Raw genomic sequence first — 23,178 nt, forward strand, 5'->3', positions numbered from 1 at the left:
CTGGTTGTGATATCGACGCTAGGTGAAATTATTATGGATACACAATTATCCTTTAGGGTTAAGCATTGGCTTGAAAACGATCCCGATCCTCGGACACAGCAAGAGTTACAGGCGTTACTCGATAGCGGTGATGAGCTGGAGTTACAAAAACGATTCTCAGCAAGATTAGCCTTTGGCACCGCAGGACTTAGAGGTGTGGTAAAAGCTGGCCCTATGGGGATGAACCGCTTAGTGGTACAGCAAACATCTGCTGGCCTTGGGGCTTATCTTAAGCAGCAAGTCAGCGACCTTGATACTCGCGGCGTGGTGATAGGGTACGACGGTCGTCATGATTCAAAACAGTTTGCCAAAGACGCTGCTGGTGTGCTTAGTGCAATGGGGATTAAGGTCTACCTTACATGTAAAATTGCGCCGACGCCGTTAGTCGCATTTGGTGTTACGCATCTTAATGCAGCTGCTGGCATAGTGGTGACAGCAAGTCATAATCCGCCGCAGTATAATGGCTATAAAGTCTACTGGGGCAATGGTGCGCAGATCATCCCACCCCATGATTCAGGTATCGCAGCGTGTATTGATATGGCCGCCTCTGAGAAGGTTCGTATAGAGTCTCTAGATGAAGCTAAAGCTGGTGGCAAGCTTGTCATGCTCGAAGATGACTTTTATCAAGATTATCGCCAAGGCATTAAAGATGCTGCAGTCCTTCAAAACCACACTCAACCTGAACTTGTCAGCCTATCTTATACCGCTATGCATGGTGTTGGCGCCCAGATGGCTGAAACGGTATTAAAAGATGCTGGGGTTGATAAGGTTTATTCAGTTGCGGCTCAGCGTGAGCCAGATGGTGATTTTCCAACGGTGAACTTTCCGAACCCTGAAGAGAAAGGGGCGATGGTTCTTGTTATCGCTGAAGCTAAAAAGCACAATGCTATGCTCGCCTGTGCAAATGATCCCGATGCCGACCGTTTTGCTGTTGCGGTTAGAACTGACTTAGGTAAAGAGCCTGGTGAGTATCAAATGTTAACTGGCGATCAGGTTGGCGTACTCTTTGGTCACTACTTGATGAGCCATGCCGCTGCAAATAACCGCTTAACCTGCACGACGATTGTCTCCTCAAGCCTTTTATCAAAAATAGCTGCAAGTTTGAATGCCACCTGTTTAACGACATTAACTGGCTTTAAGTGGCTAACCAATGTGGGTATGGCTGCGCAGAATGACGATAACCGATGTCTTTTTGCCTATGAAGAAGCGCTGGGCTATATGATTGGCTCTATGGTGTGGGATAAAGATGGATTGTCTGCGTTAGTGGCTTTTGCTCAGTTGACCGCCGAGCTTGCCAGCAAAGGGCAAACGATTTGGGATAGATTAGAAGCTATCTACCGAGAGCATGGCTTTCATCTTAACGCGCAGGTGAGTATTGCATTAAAACCGACAACCCCCAATATTGGTGAGCACCTGCGTAAAGCATTGCCGACAATCATTGCAGATAAGTCTGTACTCAGCACCGACGATATCAGCTGCGGCAAGCGTACTTTTAATGACGGTACAACCGAATCTATCGAGCTACCTGCAAGTGATGTGCTTATCTTTAATCTCGAGGGCGGGGCACGTGTCATTGTCAGGCCGTCTGGGACAGAGCCTAAGATAAAGTGTTACTACGAAGTGGTCGAAGCCATGAGTGATACTGACACGCTGCAAAGTGTTCAAGCACGAGCACAAGTGGTGATGGATAAGTTTATTGCTGCGCATCAAGCATCGTTACCACAATGAGGAGTTTACTTGTCCGATAACAAGCTTTAGGACTGGTTTATTGGACTGGGTCGATTGAAGTCGCTAGCTGTTTGACTCGCTAGCGACTTTCCAAGGCTACAAGTGCACGTATTGCCTGCAACAGGCTTATGTTTGCTTTGAGCTTGAGACCGCTCTGTCACTCGCCAGTACTTGAGTTAATAGAAAGTATCCCTTTTGCTTTCGTTAACAAAGCATGATGTTGATGTTATTATTTAAGTCACTGACATGATGTAACACACTCAATAAAAAGGGATAACAGCTGTTGCAGGCTAAAAGCTTACTCTTCCAACTCTCACTGCTATCACTTGGTCTTATCGCCTTGGCTCACCTTCAAGTGCAGGCTCAAGAAACGCCACATGCTCAAGGTCAGTCACCTGATGACAATCAAGCTATTGTGACAGCTAAAGCGGTGGGGCAGGCAGAAGTAAAACCGCCAGAAGAAGAGCCGACAGAAGAGTCTGAGGTGTCGGGAGCTGACGCAAGTCCTGAGCAGGTCTCTGAAAACAGCTCTTCTGATCGGGTTAGTGAAGAGCCTGATCCCTGTTTAACACAATCTGCTGAAGATACCGCTTTTGATCACGCCTTTGACTACCTTAATACCAAGTTTTGTCAGCCAGCTATCTGGTTTGACAGCTTCTTTGTTGATGAACGAACCCAAGAGGATGCTCATGCTGGCACTGTAGTGCGCTGGAGCAATGATTTTTCCTATTATGGCGTTGAGGGATTTAAGTATCGGGCTCATCTTAATACGCGTTTTAACCTGCCTGGTGTCAATAAGAAGATTAAGGTGATTATCGACTCCCAAGGGGAGGATGATCCTTTTGCTTTTTTGAAGGGGCCAGACGATGAAGGCGAGCGTGATATCGGCTTGAGGTATGACTGGTACGCTAAAGACAGAGTCAGTTTTAATATAAAGGCAAACTTTAAACCTAAACTAGAGGCGAGGTGGCGCTACACTTATCCCATCTCACAAGATACCATTACCCGACTTACACAGAAGATCTATCAAGAGAAAAAGGTGACCGGAGAGTCGACTGAGTTCGATATTGAACACTCTTTTGATGAAGACTTTCTACTTCGTTGGAGCGCAGTCGCACAATATGAAAATCGAGATAATGGCTGGGAATTTGGTAGTAGTTTGAATCTCTACCATTACATCAGTAGTAAGCAGGCGCTAAATTATGTTGCCAGCATCTATGGTGTCGATACCCCCTATCACTATGTTGAAAATGCTCGTATTGCAGTAACCTACCGACAAAATATTCTACGTGACTGGTTATTTTATGAGATCACGCCTGAATATAACTGGAGTAAAGAGGTAGATAAAGACAGGTTAGATCAAGTCATCATCACATTGAGATTAGAGGTGATGTTTCAAAATATCTAACAAGCAGTGTCATTTCCCCTTTCGTCATATCTTCTCAATTACCCATTTGTGTAAGCAGTGAAGTCTACTGACACTATGCTGTCAGTAGCCCTGTTTTATGCTTGTTTCATCGCTAAGGAATAAAGCATTCATGTCGAATGTTAGCTTAGCTTTTAATAAGCATTTACAAGGAGTTAAACATGTTACAACAAGCACCGTTAGTCTGGGGTGAAATAGCTGTCGAGAATATGGATAGAGCCGTTGAGTTTTATGGAAAACATTTTTCTGTCAGCTTTAGACGTGAAACCATGAATGATATGGAGATGGCGATTCTTGAAACCGAAGATCAAGAGGCGGCCAGTATAGGTTTAGTTAAACATGAGATGATGAAGCCATCAGCCCATGGTAGTGTGTTATACCTTCACTTGAGTGAGAAGCTGACGCCATTGGTAGAGAGCATTGCTCAAGCAGGTGTAAAAGTGCTGTTACCTGTCATGCCGATTAAAGAGGGGGAGTGTGGTTTCATTGCCCTGTTTGAAGACAGTGAAGGTAATACCGTTGGCCTCTGGTCAAAAGACAAGTAGCAAATGTTTTAAAAGATTATGCGAGGGAGCCAGCTTGGCTCCTTGTTGCATGATGTCTAGTGCATTCAGTCAAATGGCTTTAAGGCAAAGGAGAGAAGATGTCAGAGGTTAAGGAAGATAGGGTTTCACCAGTACTTGTTAATCAAGCGGCGGTTGAGTTAAACGGCTTGGCGGTAAGAACATCTAATCGGGCAGAGCAAGATGTTGCTAGCCAGAAAATTGCCCCCTTGTGGCAGCAGTTTATGGGACATGAGGCAGTGAAGATGAGCGCATCACCTGTCTATGGCTGCTACTACGATTATGAGTCTGATCATAATGGTGAATTTTCAGTGCTAACGGGCTTAGCCTCTACAGCGTTAGTCTCTACAGCGTTAGCAGGCTCAGAGCTAGCCAGTAGCGAGTCAGAAGGTGTGGAGTTTGTTGGGCTAACATTAGCTGCCGGTGAGTATCTACGCTTCAGTGCAGCAGGGGAAATTCCAGCAGTTATTTTTAGCCTTTGGGGGCAGATATGGCACTATTTTGCAGACGCTAATTGCCCGTTTGAACGTAGCTATAAGACGGATTATGAATGTTATACCTCTATGGATGGGGTTGATATCTATATTGGTGTGAAACAAAAGTAATGTAAGCCGAGTTATTCGTTTTTTAATCTATAACCATCAATTTCAAGGAAAGTTATGCGCCGAGCGGACCGGTTATTTCAGATAGTTCAAATCCTTCGTAGTCGGCGTTTAACCACCGCGCAGCAGCTTGCCGAGCGGTTAGAGATATCTACGCGCACCGTATATCGTGACATCCAAGACCTCTGTTTAAGTGGTATTCCAATTGAAGGTGAAGCTGGGGTTGGTTACCTGCTTCGTCAAGAGGTCAATGTGCCACCACTCATGTTCAATGAAGCTGAGCTTGAGGCGATTCAGGTGGGGATGCGTATGGTGCAGGCTTGGGGAGGCAGTGAGTTATCTAGCGCTGCTAAACAGGCGATGATAAAGGTTGAAGCTGTATTGCCTGAGCGCTTGCAAGAGTATCAGTCATTGATGTTTGCCCCCGACTTTTATATCGATAACGATGAATTTAAGTTTCTTGATGTGTTGAGAAAAGCATCAAGATTGCGGGAATACCTCTTGATGGATTATCGCGATGCTAAGGATGAGTCTAGTCAAAGGGAGATCCGGCCTTTGGCTATCTACTTTTGGAAAGGTATTTGGACTCTGCTGGCTTGGTGTGAGTTAAGAGATGACTTTCGTAATTTTCGTGTCGATAGGATAGTTGGCATAACAAACCTTCAGCGACATTTTGCGGTGTCGCCGGGGCAAGAGATGCATGATTACATCGCTATGATGGAAGAAAAATATGGGAACGATTAGCACTGATGTTTTATTTCAAGCGCTCTTATTTTAAGTGCTCTTACTTTTATAAGCAGTCTTAGCGTTAGCTGAGTACTGGCCGCATAAAGCTTCGCTCATACCTTAAGATAAATTTGTGCTTTTTAGCGTAGTCAAAGGCAGCAAGACAATCGGTATCTTGAGCCGAGTCATTACGATAGTGCTCATAAGCCGCAAGGCTTGGAAATGAGAACAGGGCTAATGCGATATCATTAGCGCCTTCGCTGGGTAAAAAGTAGCCATGGTGTTGACCACCAAACTTTTCAACGAGCGGGATCCAAAGTTTGGCGTAGTGTTCAAACTCCTCAATCATCTCTGGGTTGATGATATATTTCACATGACAGCTGACCTTCATGGTCGATGGTTCCAAGTTGTTTTGTGGCGTCATTGTAGGTAATTCCAATCGGTATTATTGAGTAAAAACGAAAGCTATAAGCTTCTGCTAATGCGTTGCTCTAGGGCTTTATTGCACAAACCTTTTGAAGGCTTTGTCGACAGTACCATCTTTGATTGCCAGCTCTAGCCAAGTATCTACATATTCTTTCCAGATAATATCTCGCGGCATCAAATACGCTTTACTTGAATAGCTTAATGTTTCTTCTGGCATAGTGGCGCAAAGCTCTGGATGTTTACTCATCTGCAACTGCACCTCTATTTTGTCGGTTATCATCACATCCGCGCGCTTGGCAATGATCTCATCGAAGATGGTGACATTGCTATCATGTACTGTGACTTTAGCTTGCTGGATATGGGCATCAACAAACTTTTGGTTGGTTCCGCCTTTATTAACTATGATGCGAGTGCTGGCTTTGTCTATTTTGGCCAGAGAACTGAATTTAGTGACCTGTTCACAACGGGCTATTGGTGTTTTGCCATCTTCTAAATAGATATCAGACATCAGGCCTTGCTGCTGTCTGAACAGTTTTTTGGAGATACCACTCATCATAATATCGTATTTATATGTGGCTAAATCATCGAGCATGCTGTGCCAGCTGGTGGGTAAGAATACGGCTTGAGCACCCAATGAATGAGCCAAATGCTTTGCCAAATCAATATCAATGCCTGTTACTTGATGACTTGTTTCTTCTGATATTGGCGTCTTATAAAAAGAGAAAGGCTCATAGTCGCCAGTGGTCCCGACATAGAGAATCTTTTGTGCTGTAATTCGGTCTAGTTGACTTGGGTATTGCAGAGGATTTATTGAGGTCAGCGCAGCGAAAACTTGTGCCTTGTCATTGATATCTAAGGCTGGTGAAGACAAACTTTCATTTAGCAGTGAGAAGTCATGCTCCCCTTGATGACTGGCAATGCTGGCGATAATCTCTCTGCCTAAGCTGATTAACTGTGGGCGTATTTCGGCCAGTGTGGGCGCCTTTGATTGAGATCCTTGCGCTTGTTTATTCTGGTTGTTTAGTTGTTGGCTTTCCTCCTCTTGTTGCCATTGTTGGTGATAGTGACGTTGAATTTTCTTCGCCAGTGCTATTTGTACTTTAAAGAACTGTTCGACCTCTACGGGGTTTAGACCATACTCCTTGGCCATAGCCATGCTTTTATCCAGTACTAACCTGTCTCGTTCTAGTACTTCGATAGGGATCTGGTGTTGCCATTTATAGCGGGCAACGGCTTTCATATAGCCTAGGCGAGTGTTGATCTGGGTATAAAGCAGCTGGTTATTGGCCTTGGTTTCATTAAGCTGATCATTAGCTGACACGGGCAAGCTTAGCAGGCATATGGCAAAAACTAGCGCAGTAAATAGTGAACGTGAAGGCAGCGGTTTTATCAGGGTTATGCTCGAAAGTTGTGTCATTAGCGAATAGGCCAAAATTGAGTGAAAGTAACTATGCCGACTATATGGGTAAATACTAATAAATGGTATAACTAAGAGGATTAATAGTCGCAATTAATTTGTGCGGCAAAATGTCTAACGTGAGTAATAACTGTATGGGATCAAAAAATATTATTATTTTTGATGGGGTGTGTAACCTTTGTAATAGTGCAGTCAATTTCATCATTAAACGAGATCCTCAGCAGCACTTCTGTTTTGCGCCTATGCAAGGTGAGGCAGCTCAAGACTTGATGGCTAAATATGCGCTTGAGGATGAGTTCGGTGACAGCTTGTTTTTAATTAAACAAGGTAGCTGTTACAAACGCAGTGATGCCGTGCTAGAGATCTGTAAGGATCTATCTGGAGCTTGGAAGTTATTGTTAATTTTTAAGTTGTTGCCCACTTCATTTAGCGATCTGTTTTATAACTGGCTTGGACGGCGGCGTTATTCGCTTTTTGGTAAGCGTGATGCTTGTATGCTGCCAACTGCTGAGCTAACTGACAGGTTTCTAGGTTAAGAGCAGCACCTAGTGCAAACAAGCGTTAAAGATAAGCATCATAAATACATATTAAAGAGACATATTGATGGAAAATACTCAAAATCGCCTTGCTCACTGTCAGTTTTCCTCATCAAGGCTAGATGTTTCTGCTTGTCCTAACCTTGTCCAATATGATGCATTTGATGAGTTGGCGCGCAGTGTTATCGAGATTCTCACGCCAAATGTGACGACAAGCTTGCCGCCTGGCTGGGATAATATTCACTCCCTTGAGCAAGCTAAGTCATGGCTCAAAGACAGAGTAGAAGAGTGCACTTGCTTGCTAGTACGTAAGCGAGAAAGCGGTCAAGTAATAGGGTTTATCTTCTTGTACTCTGAACATAACGGCGCTGAGCCGTTAACACTTCATTTAGGCTATCTCATTGCTGAGACAGAATGGGGTCAAGGCTTTGCGAGTGAAATTATTCAGGCGCTGGTGCAGTGGCTCAAAAGTTTAGCGAAAGAGAGCCAAACCAAGCAAGATTTGCCCTCAATAAGAGGCATCATTGGCGGCGTTGAAAGCAGTAACTTGGCCTCGATAGCAGTGCTAGTAAAAAATGGGTTTAGTCTGTGCGAGCAAGCATCTACCTCTATTGATGAAGAAGAGGACCTAGTGCACGCCGCTGATGGAGCCAGTACACAGGCCTTTTATCAAATCATTTTTTAAGCGTCTTGATTGTTTGCCAAAGCCAGTAGCTGAGGCAAGAATTTATCATCTTGGCTGGCTATCTCAATCTGCTCAGCTAAAACCTGTTGCAGTATTTCATGAGTGGTTAACGGGTTGGCCAGTACCACACGAAAAACAATCGACTTGATATTAAGTCCCATTGCACTTTCTGGGTTAATTCGCGTTCTAGAAACAAATGAGGTTCCCTGTTCACGCTGACGTTTTTGCACAAACTTAGTTAGGCCATCGAGTAAGCGGTTAAATTCAGTGAGCTTGTGAATATCGCCACTATCTCTCGCCTGCTGCATGGCAACTTGTACCAGCTTAGGCACATAGCGGTAAGTTAACAGACAAAGCTCAGGCTCTGATACCAGCTCGAAGTATGCATTTTGGGTAATAAGCTCTGAAAAATAGCGCGCCTTCTCTAGACTGTTGTTGATCAGGATTTCGTAACCATCACGGCCAATAACTTGTAGACAAGCATGCACCAGCATAGCCATACCAGGGCGGGAGCCCTCTAATGTTTGGCTGCCTAAATCTTTAGAGCCTTTTCGCAAAATATATTCGGCATGATGCTTAATGGCGTTAGCAAAAGCTGGGTCTTTGAAAATCACCATACCAGCTCCCATAGGGACATACATCTGCTTATGAGCATCTATGGTGACTGAATCGGCTCGTTCAATGCCTTTAAGCAGGTGACGATACTTATTCGACAGCAAAGATGCGCCGCCCCATGCCGCATCGACATGGAAGTGACATTCAAGCTCTTCGGCTAAGGTCGCTAGCTGTTCGAGTGGGTCTATATTGCCTGTCTCAGTCGTGCCAGCCACGCCAACAATCGCCATGACTTTTATATTGTCGTCATTGAGTTGCTTAGCCATGGTTCGCATCTGCTCGACATCAACCTTGTTATCGTTTGATGTCGGGATCTGAATGATATTTTCACGGCCAATGCCAAGTAAGTCAGCCGTTTTGGCTAAAGAGTAGTGGCCACGTTCTGAGACTAAAATGGCCAGATCGTCATAACCATAATGACGTAGCCCTTTCATCATGCCTTGCGCGGAGATCCCTTTAAAATCACCGTCTGCTTTTAATAACTGGTTACGCGCGGTCCAAAGTGCTGTGATATTGGCGACTGTACCACCTGAGCAAAATGCCCCTAAAGAGTAGTTAGCGCTGTGCATCCAGCTTTTATAAAAATCATCATCTTCATTGTAAATAAGGTGATGCATCATGCCTAACACTTGGCGCTCAAGCGGTGTGAAAGCCTTTGAGGTCTCGATTTTAACCAAGTTTTGATTCAGTCCCACCATCATCTTAGACAATGGCAGTACAAAATAGGGGAGGGCTGAAGTCATATGACCAATAAAGCTTGGCGATGATGTATGCACTGAGTGAGCGACTAAGGTCTTCATCATATCGTCAGCATAATCAGACACAAATTGTGGCGCCGAGGGGATCTGGTGTTGCTGAAAGTCCAGCTCGACTTCAGACAGTGGTTTTTCGACAGCGACGACACTCTCTTGAAGGAAACCCATCAAGTTTTGTGAAATATTCTGCTCAATGACACTTAAGGTAGAATCAGGGGCTTCGGGGACCGTGAAGATGCGCAGTAATGCCTCTTCAGAAGCTGTCGCTCGTCTTGCTGTCATGCTATTACCAATCACTCTGTTCAACAGGAACTGCTATTTGTTGCAGTTTTCCAAAGGGGGGTCACTTTACTTGATGATCTAAAGTGCATCAAGTAGCAAACTTAAATCGATCTGTTAGGAATGTAAAGCCAGGAGGAGGGTTTTGACTGAGCGTGGAGGTGCTATAAATGAAGACGATAAACACACCAAGGCATGGTATCGTCTTCAGGTAGGGCGTTTTATTTTTTTACCTTCATTGCATAAAGGGCGGCAATATTTTGCGAAGTGGTAAGCAAATTATGCTTAGCATTAGCCAGCACTTCATCAAGCGGTAATGCCCTTGGCGTGATTGAGAAGAGAGCGTCAATGCCATGTTCAAGCAGTATGTTGGCGTCATCACTGACACAGCCTGCTATCGCTATTACCGGTATGTTTTGGCTGTTGGCAACCCTAGCAACCCCCATAGGTGTTTTGCCATGAAGTGTTTGACTGTCGAGCCTACCTTCGCCTGTTATGACTAAATCAGCGCCTTTTACCTTGTCATCAAGTTTCACTGTTTCCATGACGATATCTATGCCAGGCCTGAGAGATGCGCTAAGAAAAGCCATCACACCGAGCCCCATGCCACCAGCCGCACCGGCGCCGGGGGTATTACGTTTATCGTCAATCGTGTCGTGATTGAGCTGTTTGTTGACAGCGGTGCTGGCAATAATGTCGGCGTATTGGCTCAAGGCTGCATCGAGATCGGCTACCATCTCAGGTGTCGCGCCTTTTTGCGGGCCGAAAATGGCTGAAGCCCCTTTATCACCACATAACGGATTGTCTACATCGCAGGCGACAATAAATTCGCACTGTTCAATAAGGGGGTGTCTATCTTGCATCTCTATGCTGTGAAGCTGATTTAATGCTAAACCGCCAACGCTCAACGCCTTGCCAGATTTATCTAGCAGGTGAATCCCCAAAGCTTGGGCCATGCCCGCGCCGCCATCGTTCGTTGCGCTACCACCTAAACCAATAAGAATGCGGGTGATACCACGGTTAAGGGCATCACAAATCAGTTGACCTGTGCCATAAGAGGTTGTGATTCGAGGGTCACGTTTTTCCACTGACACATGGTGCAGGCCAGAGGCCGCGGCCATTTCGATAATGGCGGTTTTTTTATCTGATTGAAATTCATCGCCTAAAATGCCGTAGTGAGCTTGTACTCGGTTGCCTAACGGGCCGATAACATCCAGCTCAATAATTGTGCCTTTGGTTGCATCAACCATAGACTGCACAGTACCTTCACCGCCATCGGCGACAGGGACCTTGATATATTCAGCATCAGGGAGTGCAGATTTAAAGCCTCGCTCTATTTCGTTGGCGACATCCATAGCACTTAGGCTTTCTTTGAAGGAGTCTGGGGCGATAACTATTTTCATTGGTTTGGATCCTAAATGCGGCCTGAAGATGAACTGATATGCAAAAATGAATCAGTGGCTGCTGTGACAGCCACTGAATTCGGGGGTGTTTAGTCTTTAAAGAAGCACTAAACTTAAGATATAGACCAAGGTCATTGCGGTTAGACCCTGAACTAAGGTTGCCATGGTTTGCGCCTTATAAGCTTGTTTAACGCTCATGCGGCTAAATTGAGTGACTACCCAGAAGAAACTGTCGTTGGCGTGAGATACTGTCATTGCACCAGCACCAATAGCCATCACAGTCAGCACTCGACCCATATCGCTGGCAAGGCCGATATCACCAAGCATTGGAGCGACTAAAGCCGATGTAGCCACAAGTGCTACAGTCGATGAACCTTGCGCAGATTTGAGCGCAGCAGCAACAACGAATGGCATAAAGATACCTATACCTAAGGCTGATAGTGATGTACCAAGGAAGGTTCCGATCTCAGTAGCTTTTAGTACGGCACCAAATGCACCACCTGCACCAGTGATTAATAGAATTGGCGCTGCAACCACAAGCCCTTGGCTAATACGCTCGCTGAACTCTTTCACTTTATCACTGCTTTTAAGCAGCGAAAGCGACAGAAACAGGCCAATCATCAATGCATTGACTGGCTGACCTAAGAAGGCCAGTACATCAAATAACACACCATCACCTAAAGGCGCTGATGGGAAGTTTGCGATAGAGCCAAAACAGATAAGTAAAATAGGGACGAAAATAGGGGCAAAGGCGCGAGTAGGGCTTGGTAGCTTGCCATAGGCTTCTTTGAGTTTATCAAAGTCTTCAACCTTAGTTTTTAGCTCGTCAGCACCTTCACCGTCAGGCTCGACATTTGCAAAGCGGTTAGCCCATAGCGTACCAGCAAGTGCTGCAATTGCGGCAACAAAGACACCAACGGCGATAACTAAACCAAGATTTGATTCAAGGCCTAAGTTACCCGCAGCGGCAATCGGACCAGGCGTTGGTGGTACAAAGGTATGAGTCGCATATAGACCCGTTGCTAATGCTACGCTCATGGAGACGCTTGAGACCTTCATGCGGTTCGCCATAGATTGTTTCAGCGAGTTTAGGATCACAAAGCCAGAGTCACAAAATACTGGGATTGATACTAAGTAACCGATGATCGACATGGTTAAAGTTGGGAAGCGTTTTCCCAGTACCTTGATAACCACATCAGCCATAGTGATGGCTGCACCGCTCTTTTCTAAAATGGTTCCGATAATGGTACCGAGTACGATAACCAGACCGATATAACCCAAAATACCACCAAATCCAGAGGTGATAGTTTTGGCTATATCTGCACTCGGTAAACCGTATGAGAAGGCGGTGATAAACGACGCTAATATTAGTGTTAAAAATGGATGGAGCTTAAATTTTGAGGTCGCGATAACAATGAATAAAATCACTGCTAACAAAATTAGAACTTGGCTCATAGGGTGTCCCTGTTTGGGTTTTAATTGCTATTTTGGGTTAACCCGGTTTGTTAACCATAGATGAGGTCGATGGTTAAGGTATTTCAGGCTTTGGCTATTATCCTGTGATAAGTACAATCAGGCATCGTGACTAGTGACTAATTTTCCCACTTTGTAAGGTTCGTTTTTGTGCGTATGCACTAAAATCTGCGGGTAGATTGCAAGTCGACGCAGAAATTGAATCAAAAGTCACAATAATGAGCTTGTCTGTGGATTGTGTTTTAAGCGATTACGATCAATTTAGCGCTGAGTTATGCCTTAGCTGTTCTGCTAATAAATCAACCAAGGCGCGCACCTTAACGGCACCGTTTGGTCCCTCTCTATGTATGATATGCACAGGTCTTGGCTCTGGCTCATACTCTGCCAAGATGATTTTTAGTGTCCCTGCAGCAAGCTGAGGTGCTATTTGATATGAGAGTAAGCGGGTAATGCCGAACCCTTCAATGGTTGAGGAGATAGCGGCGTCATTAGTGGTGACGGTCAGGCGAGGCTTAACTTTAATCGTTATATGCTCTTTACCGGCTGGAAAGCGCCAATCTAAGCCGTTGTTACCAGCTTTTGAAGCTATGATGGTGTGTTGTGCTAGTTCATCGGGGTGATTAGGTATACCGTGTTTATGAATATATTGTGGTGATGCACAAAGTACTTGTCTGACCGATCCAACACGTTTTGCTCGCAAACTGGAGTCTGGCAGTTGCCCGATACGTACGCCAACATCGATCCCCTCTTCAAGCATATTAACGACTCTGTCGAGAAAAATAGCCGAAACCTCCATCTTGGGATATTTCTTCAGGTAATCGACGATAGTAGGCATGACGAACAGGCTACCAAAAAGAACTGGAGCGGTGATGGTCAGCTGCCCTTGAGGCTCAGCATTTATTCCTGTTAGCGCATCATCAGCGGCTTTTAATTCAGCCAAAATACGTTTGGCATCGTCTAAATATCTGAGCCCTATATCTGTGGTCCTAACAAAGCGGGTAGTGCGGTTGAGAAGTTTTACATTTAACTGTGTTTCGAGACCTGCGATGGCGCGGGTGACTGCGGGCGGTGACATATTCAATCTTCGCGCTGCCGCAGCAAAGCCTTGCTCTTCAGCAACGGCAATAAATACCTTGAGTAGATGAAACCTATCCATTATCTGTTCCGATCTTCAAATTAATTATTTCACTTAATGAAATTGTTAAGTTAAATATACGGGTATTCTTCTAATAAGTGAAATTTGGCAATCTAGTTCTCAAGCAAGCAGGGCTTGTTACTGATACACCTTAAATCAAATGAGTCTTAAATTTTGAGTCATTTAACTTTAGACAAATAAATAATGGAGAACGACTATGAGCCGGATTAACCTAATCGAAATAGAAACTGCAAATGAAGAGCAAAAAGCCCTGCTAGAGGGGATTCAATCACAGCTAGGCATGGTACCCAACTTTTTGAAAGTGTTTGCTAACTCACCAGCCGCACTGCGTGCTTTCTTAGGCTTACATGGCATTGCTGGGGAAGGGAGCTTGACCGCGCCAACGCGCGAGCGAATAGCATTAGCCTTAGCGGAACAAAATGCCTGTGAGTATTGCCTATCTGCGCACACGGCATTAGGTCGAAAAGCTGGGCTAAATGGTGATGAAATAGAGGCTAATCGCGCTGGAACGAGCCATGATGCGAAGGCTGCTGAGGCGGTTAAGTTTGCTCAATCTCTTGCTGAGCATAATGGTGATGTGACTAATGCTGAGCTCTTAAAGGTGCGTGAAGCTGGCTACAGTGAGGCTGAAATTGTGGAGATTATTGCCCATGTCGGCATGAATGTACTGACCAATATTCTCGGCAAAGCAAGTCAACTCGATATCGATTTTCCGAAGGTCTCCTTGAATAAGGTCGCCTAATGTTGCGTGAGTTGAAAATAGTTAAAACTTGACATCTGTGTCAGATAAATGTTTTTCATAGATGTTAGTGAGTATCTGCGAGTGGCTTGTTGAAGCGGCTAAGCAGGTTGAGTAACTGCAAGAGTTATCGTGTTATTGGAGATAGAGTCATGGGTCATAAATTTGCTGAGATAGGATTCACTCAAGCCGTGAAAGCGGTCCAAACCCAGCTGGGCAGTCGCAAAAGCTATGAGCGGATGGAAAGTGGAGAGGATGTTAATGACCGTCTAGGTGTTGCTGAAACTGCGTTTATTTTGGCCCGTGATAGCTTTTACATGGCCAGCGTCAGTGAAACTGACTGGCCCTATATTCAACATCGAGGTGGGCCTCAGGGCTTTATGAAGGTGATTGATGAAAAGACTATCGGATTTGCTGATTATACCGGTAATCGTCAGTACATCAGCACAGGTAATGTTAAGAATAATGACAAGGTGTCACTGTTTTTTATGGATTACCCCAACAAGACCCGACTTAAGCTGTTTGGCAGGGTAAAGCTTGTAGATGTGAATGACTCATCAACGCTGAGTCAACTGCAAGATGATGAATATCGCGCTAGAGTCGAGCGGGCTTTTATTATCCACGTTGAAGCCTTTGATTGGAACTGCCCTAAACATATCACTCCGCGATACAGCGAAAAAGAGATCGTCGCGGCTAAACTTGCCGAAGCAAATGCTTTAAATGCTAATGCTTCAAAAATGAGTGTCTTGAATGCAAGCAGTCATTTGCCAATACAGAGTCCAGCAGTACTTGGTGAGGGGCCACTAAGTTTGGTTATTAGCGGAATACGCCAGTTGACACCTGAAATACGAGCCTTTGAATTTAAAGCTGCTGACGGGGGCGAGCTGCCTTTAGTGACTGCGGGCTCACATATCAAGATTCCGGTTATTTTAAGTGATGGCCAGCAAGTGTATCGCTCTTACACACTTTGCTCGAACCCGTCGCGGCGAAATTTCTATGAGATCGCGGTACTCGCCAAACGACAACACAGTGAGTCAGATGTTGCTACGAATCGAGATATCCGTAATAGTGCATCTCATGCGATTCACAACCACTTTCAACTTGGTATGGTAATAAATTGTGAGCTACCAGCGAACCAGTTTGATGTGCACTCAGGCACGGAGCCGGCGATCTTGATTGCGGGTGGAGTGGGGATCACTGTTATAAAGCCGCTTTCCCAATACTTAAAGTCCAGAGGTGTCACCCTGTCACTACATTATAGTGGGCGAAGTATTAAAGACATGGCCTTTAGGGACAGGTTACAGCGAGAGTTTGGTGAGTCGATAACTATTTATCCTAGTGATGAAAGCAGGCGATTGAGCTTACGTTATCTACTCACGACCTCTCCTCAAAATGCCATCTTCTATATTTGCGGTCCACAAAAGATGCTACATGAGATGCAGTTCATAGCAAACGAGTTAGGTATAGATAGTGACCGAATTAAACGTGAAGGCTTCGGCCTTGATACCGCTCAAAGTATCGAGGATAGCGCATTCACAGTAGAGCTCACTAAGTCTAAGTTGAAACTTGAGGTTGGTGCTGATGAAACGGTTTTAGATGCACTGCTAGCTGCTAAAATAGATACTCCTTTTAGTTGCCAGTCTGGAAGTTGCAAACAGTGCGCGCTCCCTGTCGTTAAGGGAATACCTGAGCATAGGGACACTGCGCTAACTGATATTGAAAAAGAGCAACTTCAATTGTTTTGCCCATGTGTATCCAGAGCGGCAAGCCCAACACTGACTCTGGATCTTTGATAATCTTATTTGACCGCTATGGCGTAGCGTGGATGAGGGCTCAGCTCATTTAGCCTACTGAGCCCCTTTGGTCCTATCACTTGGTATTTTTAGCTGCGATCCACTGAGACATATACTTAGTGCTCGCCATAGAGTGGTGCTTAAGCATGGCGCCGGTGAAGTTATTTAGCCTGTGCTCAGCTAAATTATCTAAGGTATCACTGAGCTTTTTCATCCAATCAATCCCTAAGGTCTCGCCATTGTACCTTGCCGTTAATAGCGTCGATGCATTGCCCTGAGCTTCAAGCCAGCGTGATTCCTCTTGGTACAATCTGACTGCTGAGTGTGCGAACTCTTGATAATCATCAGTGATATCCCCCGGCCACGGCTCATCGCTAAGCATGCCTTCACTGCCCACCGATGTGGTCACGCTTGGCGTTTGCATGATCATCGCATCGAGCAATTTGCCCTTAATGCCAGCCCCAAAGCGAATTGGGGCTAAACAGACGCGTGATTGCTCCATCACTTGATAAGCATCTTCCGCCCAGCCCTTGATTAAAAAGCCGGTCTTGGGGTTATTAAGTGCAGTAGCTTTCGGTGGTGGGTAAGAGCCATAGATATGCAGCTCAGCCTCTGGGAGCTGTTTTCTAATTAATGGCCAGATTTTTTGCAGGTATAAAACAGCGTCCCAATTTGGGGCGTGGCGGAAATTACCTATGGTCATAAAGTGCTGACGTTCAGTGAAGCTTTTTGTCTGAGTCGGGCACTTGTTTAGATCCACCATAAATGGCAAATGATGCAAAATACTGGGGTCAATTTTGAACTGGCTTTGTAAAAGTTCCATCTCGTAACTTGAGATGATAAGCGAGATATCGCAGCGAAGGATTGCGGCAATTTCACGTTTGGCGATATCACTAAACAGATCCGCTTGAGTGAGCGTACGCTCACCTTTAACAGCTTGATGACGTGCATTGCGCAGACATTGTAGATCTTCGGTATCGAGTACCTTTAAGGCATTCGGGCAATTTTTTTCGACGCGCCATCCAAACTGCTCCTCCATCATAAAGCGGTCAAACATGACGATGTCAGGTTGATATTCAGAGATATAAATATCGAAGCTGTCACAGTTAAGGCTAATGTTCTTACTGCTTATGCCTTCTAAATTTAGGTCTATCATATGATCGGAAGGCTGAGCAGGTGTGGCAAATTCAACCTGCCAACCCTGCTGTCTGTAGAGCCTCAATAGCGACAACATATGGGTACCTGCTGCCGATGAGTTTGGCTCAGGCCAGACATAGCCAATCACTAATACTTTTTTCATTACTTCTCACATAATAGGTACTTTACTGGGAGGGTATTGTATACCCGATGAAGGTTCAAGCTTGTCGGATAACAAGTTGGTTAAATATCTTTTGTGGGTTTCATTGGGGAGGTTTGGTATTTGGTTAGTTTGCAGATCACCAATCTAGTATTGTTATCAAACGCCTGCCCGGCGAGGGATGTGAGCTCCTATTACGAGAAGGTTCTGTGACACGCTGTGGCTTTTGATCTCATAAGAAGTATCCCTATAGCCTCTACGACAGCATCTGACCACCATGGATAGTGGAAATGCCAAAAAATGTATGGAACATTTTTGGCCATGCTGTCGAAGGTCACAGCCGCGTTCACACCTGAGTGTTTGTCTCTTCGATTGTAACTTTACTGGCTAGAGGTAAAGTTTAATTTGGCCCTGGAGACACTCATCTGTCTTTTTTATGTTGAAAAAAGTAATCAGAAAGAAAGTCTACAAACGAGCGAATGCTCTGTGGTTGGTAATCAACATCTTTATAAATTAGGTACATAGGCAATTTGGAAGATTGATATTGATGTAATACTACTTTTAGTTCATTTGATTTCAGCTCTTCCTCTACCATCCATCTAGGCATTGCAGTCACACCTTGACCAAGCTTTGCCATTTTCACTAACATTTCTGGATTATCACATCTAATTCGTTCATGAACTTTTATTTTCAGCTCTTCATTTCCATCATTAAACCGCCATAGGTTTGTTGGGGGAGATAAGGAATAGGTAAGGCATTTATGCTGCTCTAGATCCTTTGCTTCAGTAATTGGTGGATTGTTGGCTAGGTATTTGGCTGACGCAAAATAGACGAGTTCATTGTCCATCAACCACTTGGCTTTTAATCCAGAATCTTTGAGATAGGTAGCTCGAATTGCAATATCAATCTCATCTTCAACTAAATTGACCAGCTTATCCGATACCGACAAATCAACAGTTAGGTTAGGGTTAAAGTTCATAAACTCATTGAGTGGTGAAGAAAGTAATCGCACGCTAAATGCGCTGGGTACAGAAAGCTTCAATGTACCCGATACAATAGTTTGCTCTTGCCTTATCTGAGATTCAAATGTACTTAACTCTTCTGTCAACTTTATGGCCAACTTCAAATATTGTTTCCCACCATTTGTCAGGCTGATTGCGCGAGCATGACGGTGAAACAAAGTGATGCCAATATCTTGTTCCAACCAAGCTATCTTTTTGCTAACAGCGCTTTGAGTGATGTTAAGTTCATTTGCAGCAGCAGTAAATGTCCCATGAAAAGCAACACGGCTGAAAACGGTCAAGCATTGAATCTTATCCACTTGCATTCCTATTTGGAATCATAATAAGTCAAATACTAGTCTACTAATGATGATTTAGGAATGCTTAAATGATGATACTAAATTAATGTGGAGATAAACTTATGTCGATTATTCAAGGGTTGCTGATTTCATTTTTTCTGTTTGCAAGTTCTATTAAAATACTGGGATGGATTAAAGTCGTGTATGAACCTCAATTGGCTTTCTTTCATAAGTATGGCCTCAATCGAGCTTCAATGGTTGCTGTTGGAGTCATTGAAGCCACAGGTGCGATAGGAATGCTAGTAGGTATGATTACCGAAGAGTTGCTATTAAGCGCACTAAGTGCAGGATTAATTACATTAACCTCAGTTGGAGCTATGTACTTCCATTTTAAATTCGATACTTGGAAAGAGGCTATTCCTTCAATGCTGACATTGTTACTTTCTCTGCCGCTGCTTTCACCATTACTAGGGATAGTGATTAACCGTTAGTATGAAAAAATAAGCGCAGTGACTCTTCGGTGAAACAATAGGCTAAAGCCTCGTAAGAAGGAGTGGGACATATACGTGTTACCAATAAAACATCAATCGAATAAGAGACAGAACAACGGGGGAAGATGAGTTGTGGACTTAGGCTTCAAGGCCAAAAATGTTCCCTCGGTAACTGCTCCCTGCGTTACTCTACCTCCTGAATCCTTTCAGTCGTACATTTTTCGGCATTCACCACATCTGACCCATAGGGATATGGGGAATGTCTTAAAAGTGTCTGGAACGCTTAAGACCATGTGGGTCAGATGATGCCGTAGAGTGTATAGGGATGACGGTTATACCAACAACAAAAAATGTAATCAGCCTTCATTCGAAGGCCGAAATCATTTTTTACTCAATACCTGCCCAAGATATAGCTGAAGTAGGCCGTCGAGTTCTTGTATATCAACGCCTGTTACTTGCTTGATCTTATCAAGGCGGTATCTCAGCGTGTTTCTATGGATAAATAACTCGTTGGCGCACTGTTGCAGGTCGCCAAAATGCTGTAGATACGCCGTTAAGGTCTTTCTGAGTTGACCATTTTTATCGGATGCTATGAGTGACTGATAAGGGGTGATTAGCTCATCTCCACGCCAATCGCCTCTTAGGCCCGATAGGAGTACAAGCAGTGAGAAATCTTCATAGAGATACTTGTTGTCGGCCGGTCTGAGTTGTTGGCCTAACTTTAGGGTTTCTCTGGCGGTAAAGTAGGAGCGACTGATGTCGGCAGGCGTTGGGAAGTAGTGACCTAAGGCTATCTTTAATCTCACGTTCATCTCTGCTGGGATGCGTGTAAGTAGTTGGTCAATGCGTTGGCTCTCAAGGTGAGGATCCCACTTATTACCATCTAAAAATGCTGGCTTTAAGATCACCAGCTCAGTCATCGAAGTCATGGCGACTAAGTTACCACGCGATGGATTTTCTAATAAGTTAAGCACTTTCTTTAGAAGGGAGTTTACTGAGGTTTGCTCCTCGTCACCCTGGACTTGAATAACGGCAACCACACGGGGGGTATCGAGCTCAATATTGAGTTGCATTGCCCAGTCTTTGAGCTGAGGTGAAAACTCAGTATCAGACCTAATTAGTTGTAGAATAAGCTCCTCTTTTTGCCGGTATTGCCATTGAGCTAATTCTAAAGAGTTAGCTTGTTCGACAATCATTTCGGCGGTCATCTTCAGTAACTCACCGTAATGCTTCAAGGTGTCGGGCTCACCTGTGATGCCTATTACGCCAATGATCTCACCCTTGTAATGCAGGGGTAAGTTGATGCCCGCTTTAACACCGTGGAGGTTGGCCGCTGTGGCTGAATTTATCTCGACGGTGCGATTTTGGCTAATGGCAAGTAAAGCGCCTTCATGGGTCGAGCCAATACGGTGGGGATCGCCAGAGCCCAAAATGACGCCCTTATCATTCATGACATTGATATTGTGAGCGATAATTTTCATGGTTCGCTCGACTATCTGTTGGGCTAAGTCGGTGTCTAAAAAATACACATTAAGGGTCTCAAGGGAGTTTGTATTAGCTTAAGGTATTTTTGAGAGGCTAACTATGAGATACGGCAAACTTTGTCGTTTATAAAGAAATTGTGGCATCGAAGCGCCTGTTGTCTTTGAGGTAACAAGAGCCGCCAAACCATCAATTTCACTCGATACGCTTACTGGATAGTTTTTACTCGGCATTCTTACTCGATAGTTTTACTCGGGATAGTGCTTGAGCTGCCAGCCGGACGCTGTGCCTGGTTTAGCTATAAGTACACTGAGTGTGTGACTTGATTCTTGGGCTATTACAGCCTGTAAAAGGTAGTCAGCGGTATTGGTGTAATCTGGGGTTGTACCTGTAGGTATAACGAAGATATTGCTCTGGGCGATGTTTGGGTCAAATTTAATTGGCGCAGATAGTTGGTTAAAGGCCAGATTAGTTAGGATCGCGGTTTGAGTATCGGCGTTATAGATATCTATGTTGCGGCTATCTAAGGCATTAGCATGGAACAGGCGGTAGCTGCTTTGCGCTTCAGTGAGTTTGTTTACGCGGAAAACCGATACGGCATGTGTCGATGGCTTTTCGCCTGTTGCGATTAAAAAGTGTGCTTGTTGAGCACTACTATAGCTCATGGTGTTCTTGCTGATTAGCGACTGATTATTGAATGAATCTCTGATGATGAAACTAAGATTAGCCTGAGATAAACCACTCCAGCCAAATTGAGCTGTTTTTTGAGCCGATAAATAATCGACATTCGAGGCAACCTCTATTTCATCTATACCAATATGCTGATAGAAAAGGTCGACCTTAGCCCCTGTTTGAGTATTGTCACTTTGGATAAGATTGATAAATTGAGCATTGAATTCGTGTGTACTGCTGCTATTGCCAGTGTTTTTTTCATCACTAGAGTTGGCACCACCGCCACCACATGCAGCGAGAAGACAAGCAAATAGCAAAGCAATTAAAAGGGGCAGGTATATCTGTATCTGGCGAGAGGAGGCCGAAAGTGTCATAGGTATAGGTTCCGTCTATATGTGATCCATTTGTGAGTGATTTTATATGAGTGGTGGTGGGCACATCAAGGCTGAAGAGTTGTTCAACATCAAATATTAGTGGTTTATTCTGTTTTAGTGTTGATTGCTAGATTCTATGGGCGTTAAGGATGAGGTTTTTTAGCTAATTTGTTTTGATACATATATTCATCAGCAATCTTTAACAAGGCTTCTAGTTCAGTTCTCTCCCCAGGCTTTAATACTGCATAACCAAATGAGAATTGTATCTCAGTCTTGATGGGACAAGCGGATAAATGTGCAGCCATTCTATTGTTAAAAATCTCAACACAGTTCTCGTTTTCAGCATGGATCAATACTATGAATTCATCTCCTCCCCATCTTGCCACTAAGTCACAGCTTCGACTGTTCATTTTTAATGTTTTGGCGAAGGTTTTTAAAATATCGTCACCAATATCATGACCAAAGTTATCGTTGGCCTCTTTGAAATGGTCGAGATCAAAATACAGCAAGATAAGCTGTCTATTGAGCCTTTGGGCTAAGTCTTGAGTGCTGATTAACAGGTCTTCAAAGCCACGGCGATTATAAATTTGGGTGAGGGGGTCGGTGTAACTAAGCGTGAGGAGCTGATTTTCTTTGTATAGATGGCGAAGATCACTGTCGACGACCTCTTTAATCACTGACAATGCTTTGATATAGGTTTCAGGGTAATCGGTGACTTTAGTATCAAGTACACACAAGGTGCCGAAAATGCTGCCATCGGGCCATGAAATTGGCAGGCCGAGATATGACACATAGTTGTCTTCGGTATATTCAGGGTTATTACTCCATTGGGGATCTTGTTTGGCATCTTTGACATAAAGCTCGCTGGAGTTTTTTACTACGTGATGACAATAGATATTGGTGTCTAGATCGACGCTGCCCGGCTGATAGTGGGTTTCCGGTTTCTCAGAGGCGATGATCACTTCGATACCTTTGAGATTAGCTTGGTTGATAAAAGTTGCTGGTGCATTGAACATATCGGCGACGGTATTAACCAGACGTTGCCAGCGATGCCAATCAATATCTTCAATTTCAAGTTCTAAAATTGAGGTGTAGGGATAGGGAGTTGGAACTGTCTTGACTTGCTGGCCCACAAGCGCCTCTGCAGTACGTTATTTTTATTAAGTTTAGCAAGCACTGACTATTTTGGGAGTGCTTGATT

21 protein-coding genes are annotated in these 23,178 nt (G+C 44.4%); 10 read left to right on the forward strand and 11 right to left on the reverse strand.

Annotation, left to right across the window (positions count from 1 at the left end; translation table 11 throughout):
* The first annotated feature begins 33 nt into the window (after nucleotides 1–33).
* The 5 genes from BM736_RS03100 (at nucleotide 34) to BM736_RS03120 (ending at nucleotide 5,102) form a co-directional block, all read left to right on the forward strand.
* Nucleotides 34–1,767, forward strand: a complete 1,734-nt coding sequence (locus BM736_RS03100; RefSeq protein ID WP_076408470.1) for a phospho-sugar mutase — start codon at nucleotides 34–36, stop codon at nucleotides 1,765–1,767.
* A 283-nt stretch (nucleotides 1,768–2,050) separates the two neighbouring features.
* Nucleotides 2,051–3,175, forward strand: coding sequence for a hypothetical protein (locus BM736_RS03105; protein ID WP_256717687.1), 1,125 nt, complete (start codon nucleotides 2,051–2,053; stop codon nucleotides 3,173–3,175).
* A gap of 179 nt (nucleotides 3,176–3,354) precedes the next feature.
* Entirely contained in the window at nucleotides 3,355–3,738 is a 384-nt protein-coding gene (locus BM736_RS03110; RefSeq protein ID WP_076408473.1) for a VOC family protein, read from the forward strand.
* Between the two features lie 98 nt (nucleotides 3,739–3,836).
* On the forward strand, nucleotides 3,837–4,361 hold the full coding sequence (locus BM736_RS03115; RefSeq protein ID WP_076408475.1) for a GyrI-like domain-containing protein: 525 nt from the start codon (nucleotides 3,837–3,839) through the stop codon (nucleotides 4,359–4,361).
* 54 nt (nucleotides 4,362–4,415) lie between these two features.
* The gene (locus BM736_RS03120) at nucleotides 4,416–5,102 is read left to right on the forward strand and encodes a YafY family protein (protein ID WP_076408477.1); all 687 of its coding nucleotides are present in this window, start codon (nucleotides 4,416–4,418) and stop codon (nucleotides 5,100–5,102) included.
* Between the two features lie 64 nt (nucleotides 5,103–5,166).
* On the opposite strand, the gene BM736_RS03125 is transcribed toward BM736_RS03120, so the two are convergent.
* Both BM736_RS03125 and BM736_RS03130 read right to left on the reverse strand, forming a co-directional pair.
* Nucleotides 5,167–5,508 (reverse strand): NIPSNAP family protein, encoded by a 342-nt coding sequence (locus tag BM736_RS03125; protein WP_083699806.1) that lies wholly within the window; start codon nucleotides 5,506–5,508, stop codon nucleotides 5,167–5,169.
* A gap of 75 nt (nucleotides 5,509–5,583) precedes the next feature.
* Nucleotides 5,584–6,927 carry a transporter substrate-binding domain-containing protein gene (locus BM736_RS03130; protein WP_083699808.1) on the reverse strand — a complete coding sequence of 448 codons (1,344 nt, stop codon included), beginning with the start codon at nucleotides 6,925–6,927 and terminating at the stop codon, nucleotides 5,584–5,586.
* A gap of 134 nt (nucleotides 6,928–7,061) precedes the next feature.
* On the opposite strand from BM736_RS03130, the gene BM736_RS03135 reads away from it, so the two are divergent.
* Nucleotides 7,062–7,463, forward strand: a complete 402-nt coding sequence (locus BM736_RS03135; protein WP_076409882.1) for a thiol-disulfide oxidoreductase DCC family protein — start codon at nucleotides 7,062–7,064, stop codon at nucleotides 7,461–7,463.
* A gap of 67 nt (nucleotides 7,464–7,530) precedes the next feature.
* The gene (locus BM736_RS03140) at nucleotides 7,531–8,148 is read left to right on the forward strand and encodes a GNAT family N-acetyltransferase (protein ID WP_076408483.1); all 618 of its coding nucleotides are present in this window, start codon (nucleotides 7,531–7,533) and stop codon (nucleotides 8,146–8,148) included.
* Here BM736_RS03140 and panP read toward each other — a convergent pair.
* From panP to BM736_RS03160, 4 genes are all read right to left on the reverse strand, one after another.
* Nucleotides 8,145–9,800 carry a pyridoxal-dependent aspartate 1-decarboxylase PanP gene (gene panP / locus BM736_RS03145; RefSeq protein ID WP_076408486.1) on the reverse strand — a complete coding sequence of 552 codons (1,656 nt, stop codon included), beginning with the start codon at nucleotides 9,798–9,800 and terminating at the stop codon, nucleotides 8,145–8,147. The two genes, BM736_RS03140 and panP, sit on opposite strands and share 4 nt — an antisense overlap.
* A 218-nt stretch (nucleotides 9,801–10,018) precedes the next feature.
* A complete protein-coding gene (locus BM736_RS03150; RefSeq protein ID WP_076408489.1) occupies nucleotides 10,019–11,200 on the reverse strand; it encodes a glycerate kinase in 1,182 nt (393 codons plus the stop codon).
* A 96-nt stretch (nucleotides 11,201–11,296) separates the two neighbouring features.
* Nucleotides 11,297–12,655 (reverse strand): GntP family permease, encoded by a 1,359-nt coding sequence (locus BM736_RS03155; protein WP_076408492.1) that lies wholly within the window; start codon nucleotides 12,653–12,655, stop codon nucleotides 11,297–11,299.
* Nucleotides 12,656–12,929: 274 nt separating this feature from the next.
* Nucleotides 12,930–13,829: a LysR family transcriptional regulator gene (locus tag BM736_RS03160; RefSeq protein ID WP_076408495.1), complete on the reverse strand. Its 900-nt coding sequence runs from the start codon at nucleotides 13,827–13,829 to the stop codon at nucleotides 12,930–12,932.
* A 196-nt stretch (nucleotides 13,830–14,025) separates the two neighbouring features.
* Between BM736_RS03160 and BM736_RS03165 the strand changes: the two genes are divergently transcribed.
* Together BM736_RS03165 and BM736_RS03170 are read left to right on the forward strand one after the other, a co-directional pair.
* A complete protein-coding gene (locus BM736_RS03165) occupies nucleotides 14,026–14,571 on the forward strand; it encodes a carboxymuconolactone decarboxylase family protein (protein WP_076408498.1) in 546 nt (181 codons plus the stop codon).
* Between the two features lie 149 nt (nucleotides 14,572–14,720).
* Nucleotides 14,721–16,361: a 2Fe-2S iron-sulfur cluster-binding protein gene (locus tag BM736_RS03170; RefSeq protein WP_076408501.1), complete on the forward strand. Its 1,641-nt coding sequence runs from the start codon at nucleotides 14,721–14,723 to the stop codon at nucleotides 16,359–16,361.
* Between the two features lie 76 nt (nucleotides 16,362–16,437).
* Here the strand turns inward: BM736_RS03170 and BM736_RS03175 are convergent, their stop codons facing one another.
* Nucleotides 16,438–17,661 carry a glycosyltransferase gene (locus BM736_RS03175; protein ID WP_076408504.1) on the reverse strand — a complete coding sequence of 408 codons (1,224 nt, stop codon included), beginning with the start codon at nucleotides 17,659–17,661 and terminating at the stop codon, nucleotides 16,438–16,440.
* Between the two features lie 418 nt (nucleotides 17,662–18,079).
* Nucleotides 18,080–18,979, reverse strand: a complete 900-nt coding sequence (locus BM736_RS03180; RefSeq protein ID WP_076408506.1) for a LysR family transcriptional regulator — start codon at nucleotides 18,977–18,979, stop codon at nucleotides 18,080–18,082.
* Between the two features lie 101 nt (nucleotides 18,980–19,080).
* On the opposite strand from BM736_RS03180, the gene BM736_RS03185 reads away from it, so the two are divergent.
* The gene (locus BM736_RS03185) at nucleotides 19,081–19,449 is read left to right on the forward strand and encodes a DoxX family protein (RefSeq protein WP_076408508.1); all 369 of its coding nucleotides are present in this window, start codon (nucleotides 19,081–19,083) and stop codon (nucleotides 19,447–19,449) included.
* Nucleotides 19,450–19,829: 380 nt separating this feature from the next.
* Here the strand turns inward: BM736_RS03185 and BM736_RS03190 are convergent, their stop codons facing one another.
* The 3 genes from BM736_RS03190 to BM736_RS03200 form a co-directional block, all read right to left on the reverse strand.
* Nucleotides 19,830–20,978 (reverse strand): sugar diacid recognition domain-containing protein, encoded by a 1,149-nt coding sequence (locus tag BM736_RS03190; RefSeq protein ID WP_076408511.1) that lies wholly within the window; start codon nucleotides 20,976–20,978, stop codon nucleotides 19,830–19,832.
* Nucleotides 20,979–21,179: 201 nt separating this feature from the next.
* Nucleotides 21,180–21,977, reverse strand: a complete 798-nt coding sequence (locus tag BM736_RS03195) for a hypothetical protein (RefSeq protein WP_076408514.1) — start codon at nucleotides 21,975–21,977, stop codon at nucleotides 21,180–21,182.
* Nucleotides 21,978–22,120: 143 nt separating this feature from the next.
* On the reverse strand, nucleotides 22,121–23,110 hold the full coding sequence (locus BM736_RS03200; protein ID WP_083699810.1) for a sensor domain-containing diguanylate cyclase: 990 nt from the start codon (nucleotides 23,108–23,110) through the stop codon (nucleotides 22,121–22,123).
* Nucleotides 23,111–23,178 lie beyond the last annotated feature (68 nt).

This window comes from Shewanella sp. UCD-KL12 (assembly GCF_001957125.1).
GTDB lineage: Bacteria > Pseudomonadota > Gammaproteobacteria > Enterobacterales > Shewanellaceae > Shewanella.

Coding starts and splice junctions, on each gene's coding strand:
- BM736_RS03100 (WP_076408470.1), top strand. CDS start 34: ATGGATACACAATTATCCTTTAGGGTTAAGCATTGGCTTGAAAACGAT.
- BM736_RS03110 (WP_076408473.1), top strand. CDS start 3,355: ATGTTACAACAAGCACCGTTAGTCTGGGGTGAAATAGCTGTCGAGAAT.
- BM736_RS03115 (WP_076408475.1), top strand. CDS start 3,837: ATGTCAGAGGTTAAGGAAGATAGGGTTTCACCAGTACTTGTTAATCAA.
- BM736_RS03120 (WP_076408477.1), top strand. CDS start 4,416: ATGCGCCGAGCGGACCGGTTATTTCAGATAGTTCAAATCCTTCGTAGT.
- BM736_RS03125 (WP_083699806.1), bottom strand. CDS start 5,508: ATGACGCCACAAAACAACTTGGAACCATCGACCATGAAGGTCAGCTGT.
- BM736_RS03130 (WP_083699808.1), bottom strand. CDS start 6,927: ATGACACAACTTTCGAGCATAACCCTGATAAAACCGCTGCCTTCACGT.
- BM736_RS03135 (WP_076409882.1), top strand. CDS start 7,062: ATGGGATCAAAAAATATTATTATTTTTGATGGGGTGTGTAACCTTTGT.
- BM736_RS03140 (WP_076408483.1), top strand. CDS start 7,531: ATGGAAAATACTCAAAATCGCCTTGCTCACTGTCAGTTTTCCTCATCA.
- panP (WP_076408486.1), bottom strand. CDS start 9,800: ATGACAGCAAGACGAGCGACAGCTTCTGAAGAGGCATTACTGCGCATC.
- BM736_RS03150 (WP_076408489.1), bottom strand. CDS start 11,200: ATGAAAATAGTTATCGCCCCAGACTCCTTCAAAGAAAGCCTAAGTGCT.
- BM736_RS03155 (WP_076408492.1), bottom strand. CDS start 12,655: ATGAGCCAAGTTCTAATTTTGTTAGCAGTGATTTTATTCATTGTTATC.
- BM736_RS03160 (WP_076408495.1), bottom strand. CDS start 13,829: ATGGATAGGTTTCATCTACTCAAGGTATTTATTGCCGTTGCTGAAGAG.
- BM736_RS03165 (WP_076408498.1), top strand. CDS start 14,026: ATGAGCCGGATTAACCTAATCGAAATAGAAACTGCAAATGAAGAGCAA.
- BM736_RS03170 (WP_076408501.1), top strand. CDS start 14,721: ATGGGTCATAAATTTGCTGAGATAGGATTCACTCAAGCCGTGAAAGCG.
- BM736_RS03175 (WP_076408504.1), bottom strand. CDS start 17,661: ATGAAAAAAGTATTAGTGATTGGCTATGTCTGGCCTGAGCCAAACTCA.
- BM736_RS03185 (WP_076408508.1), top strand. CDS start 19,081: ATGTCGATTATTCAAGGGTTGCTGATTTCATTTTTTCTGTTTGCAAGT.
- BM736_RS03195 (WP_076408514.1), bottom strand. CDS start 21,977: ATGACACTTTCGGCCTCCTCTCGCCAGATACAGATATACCTGCCCCTT.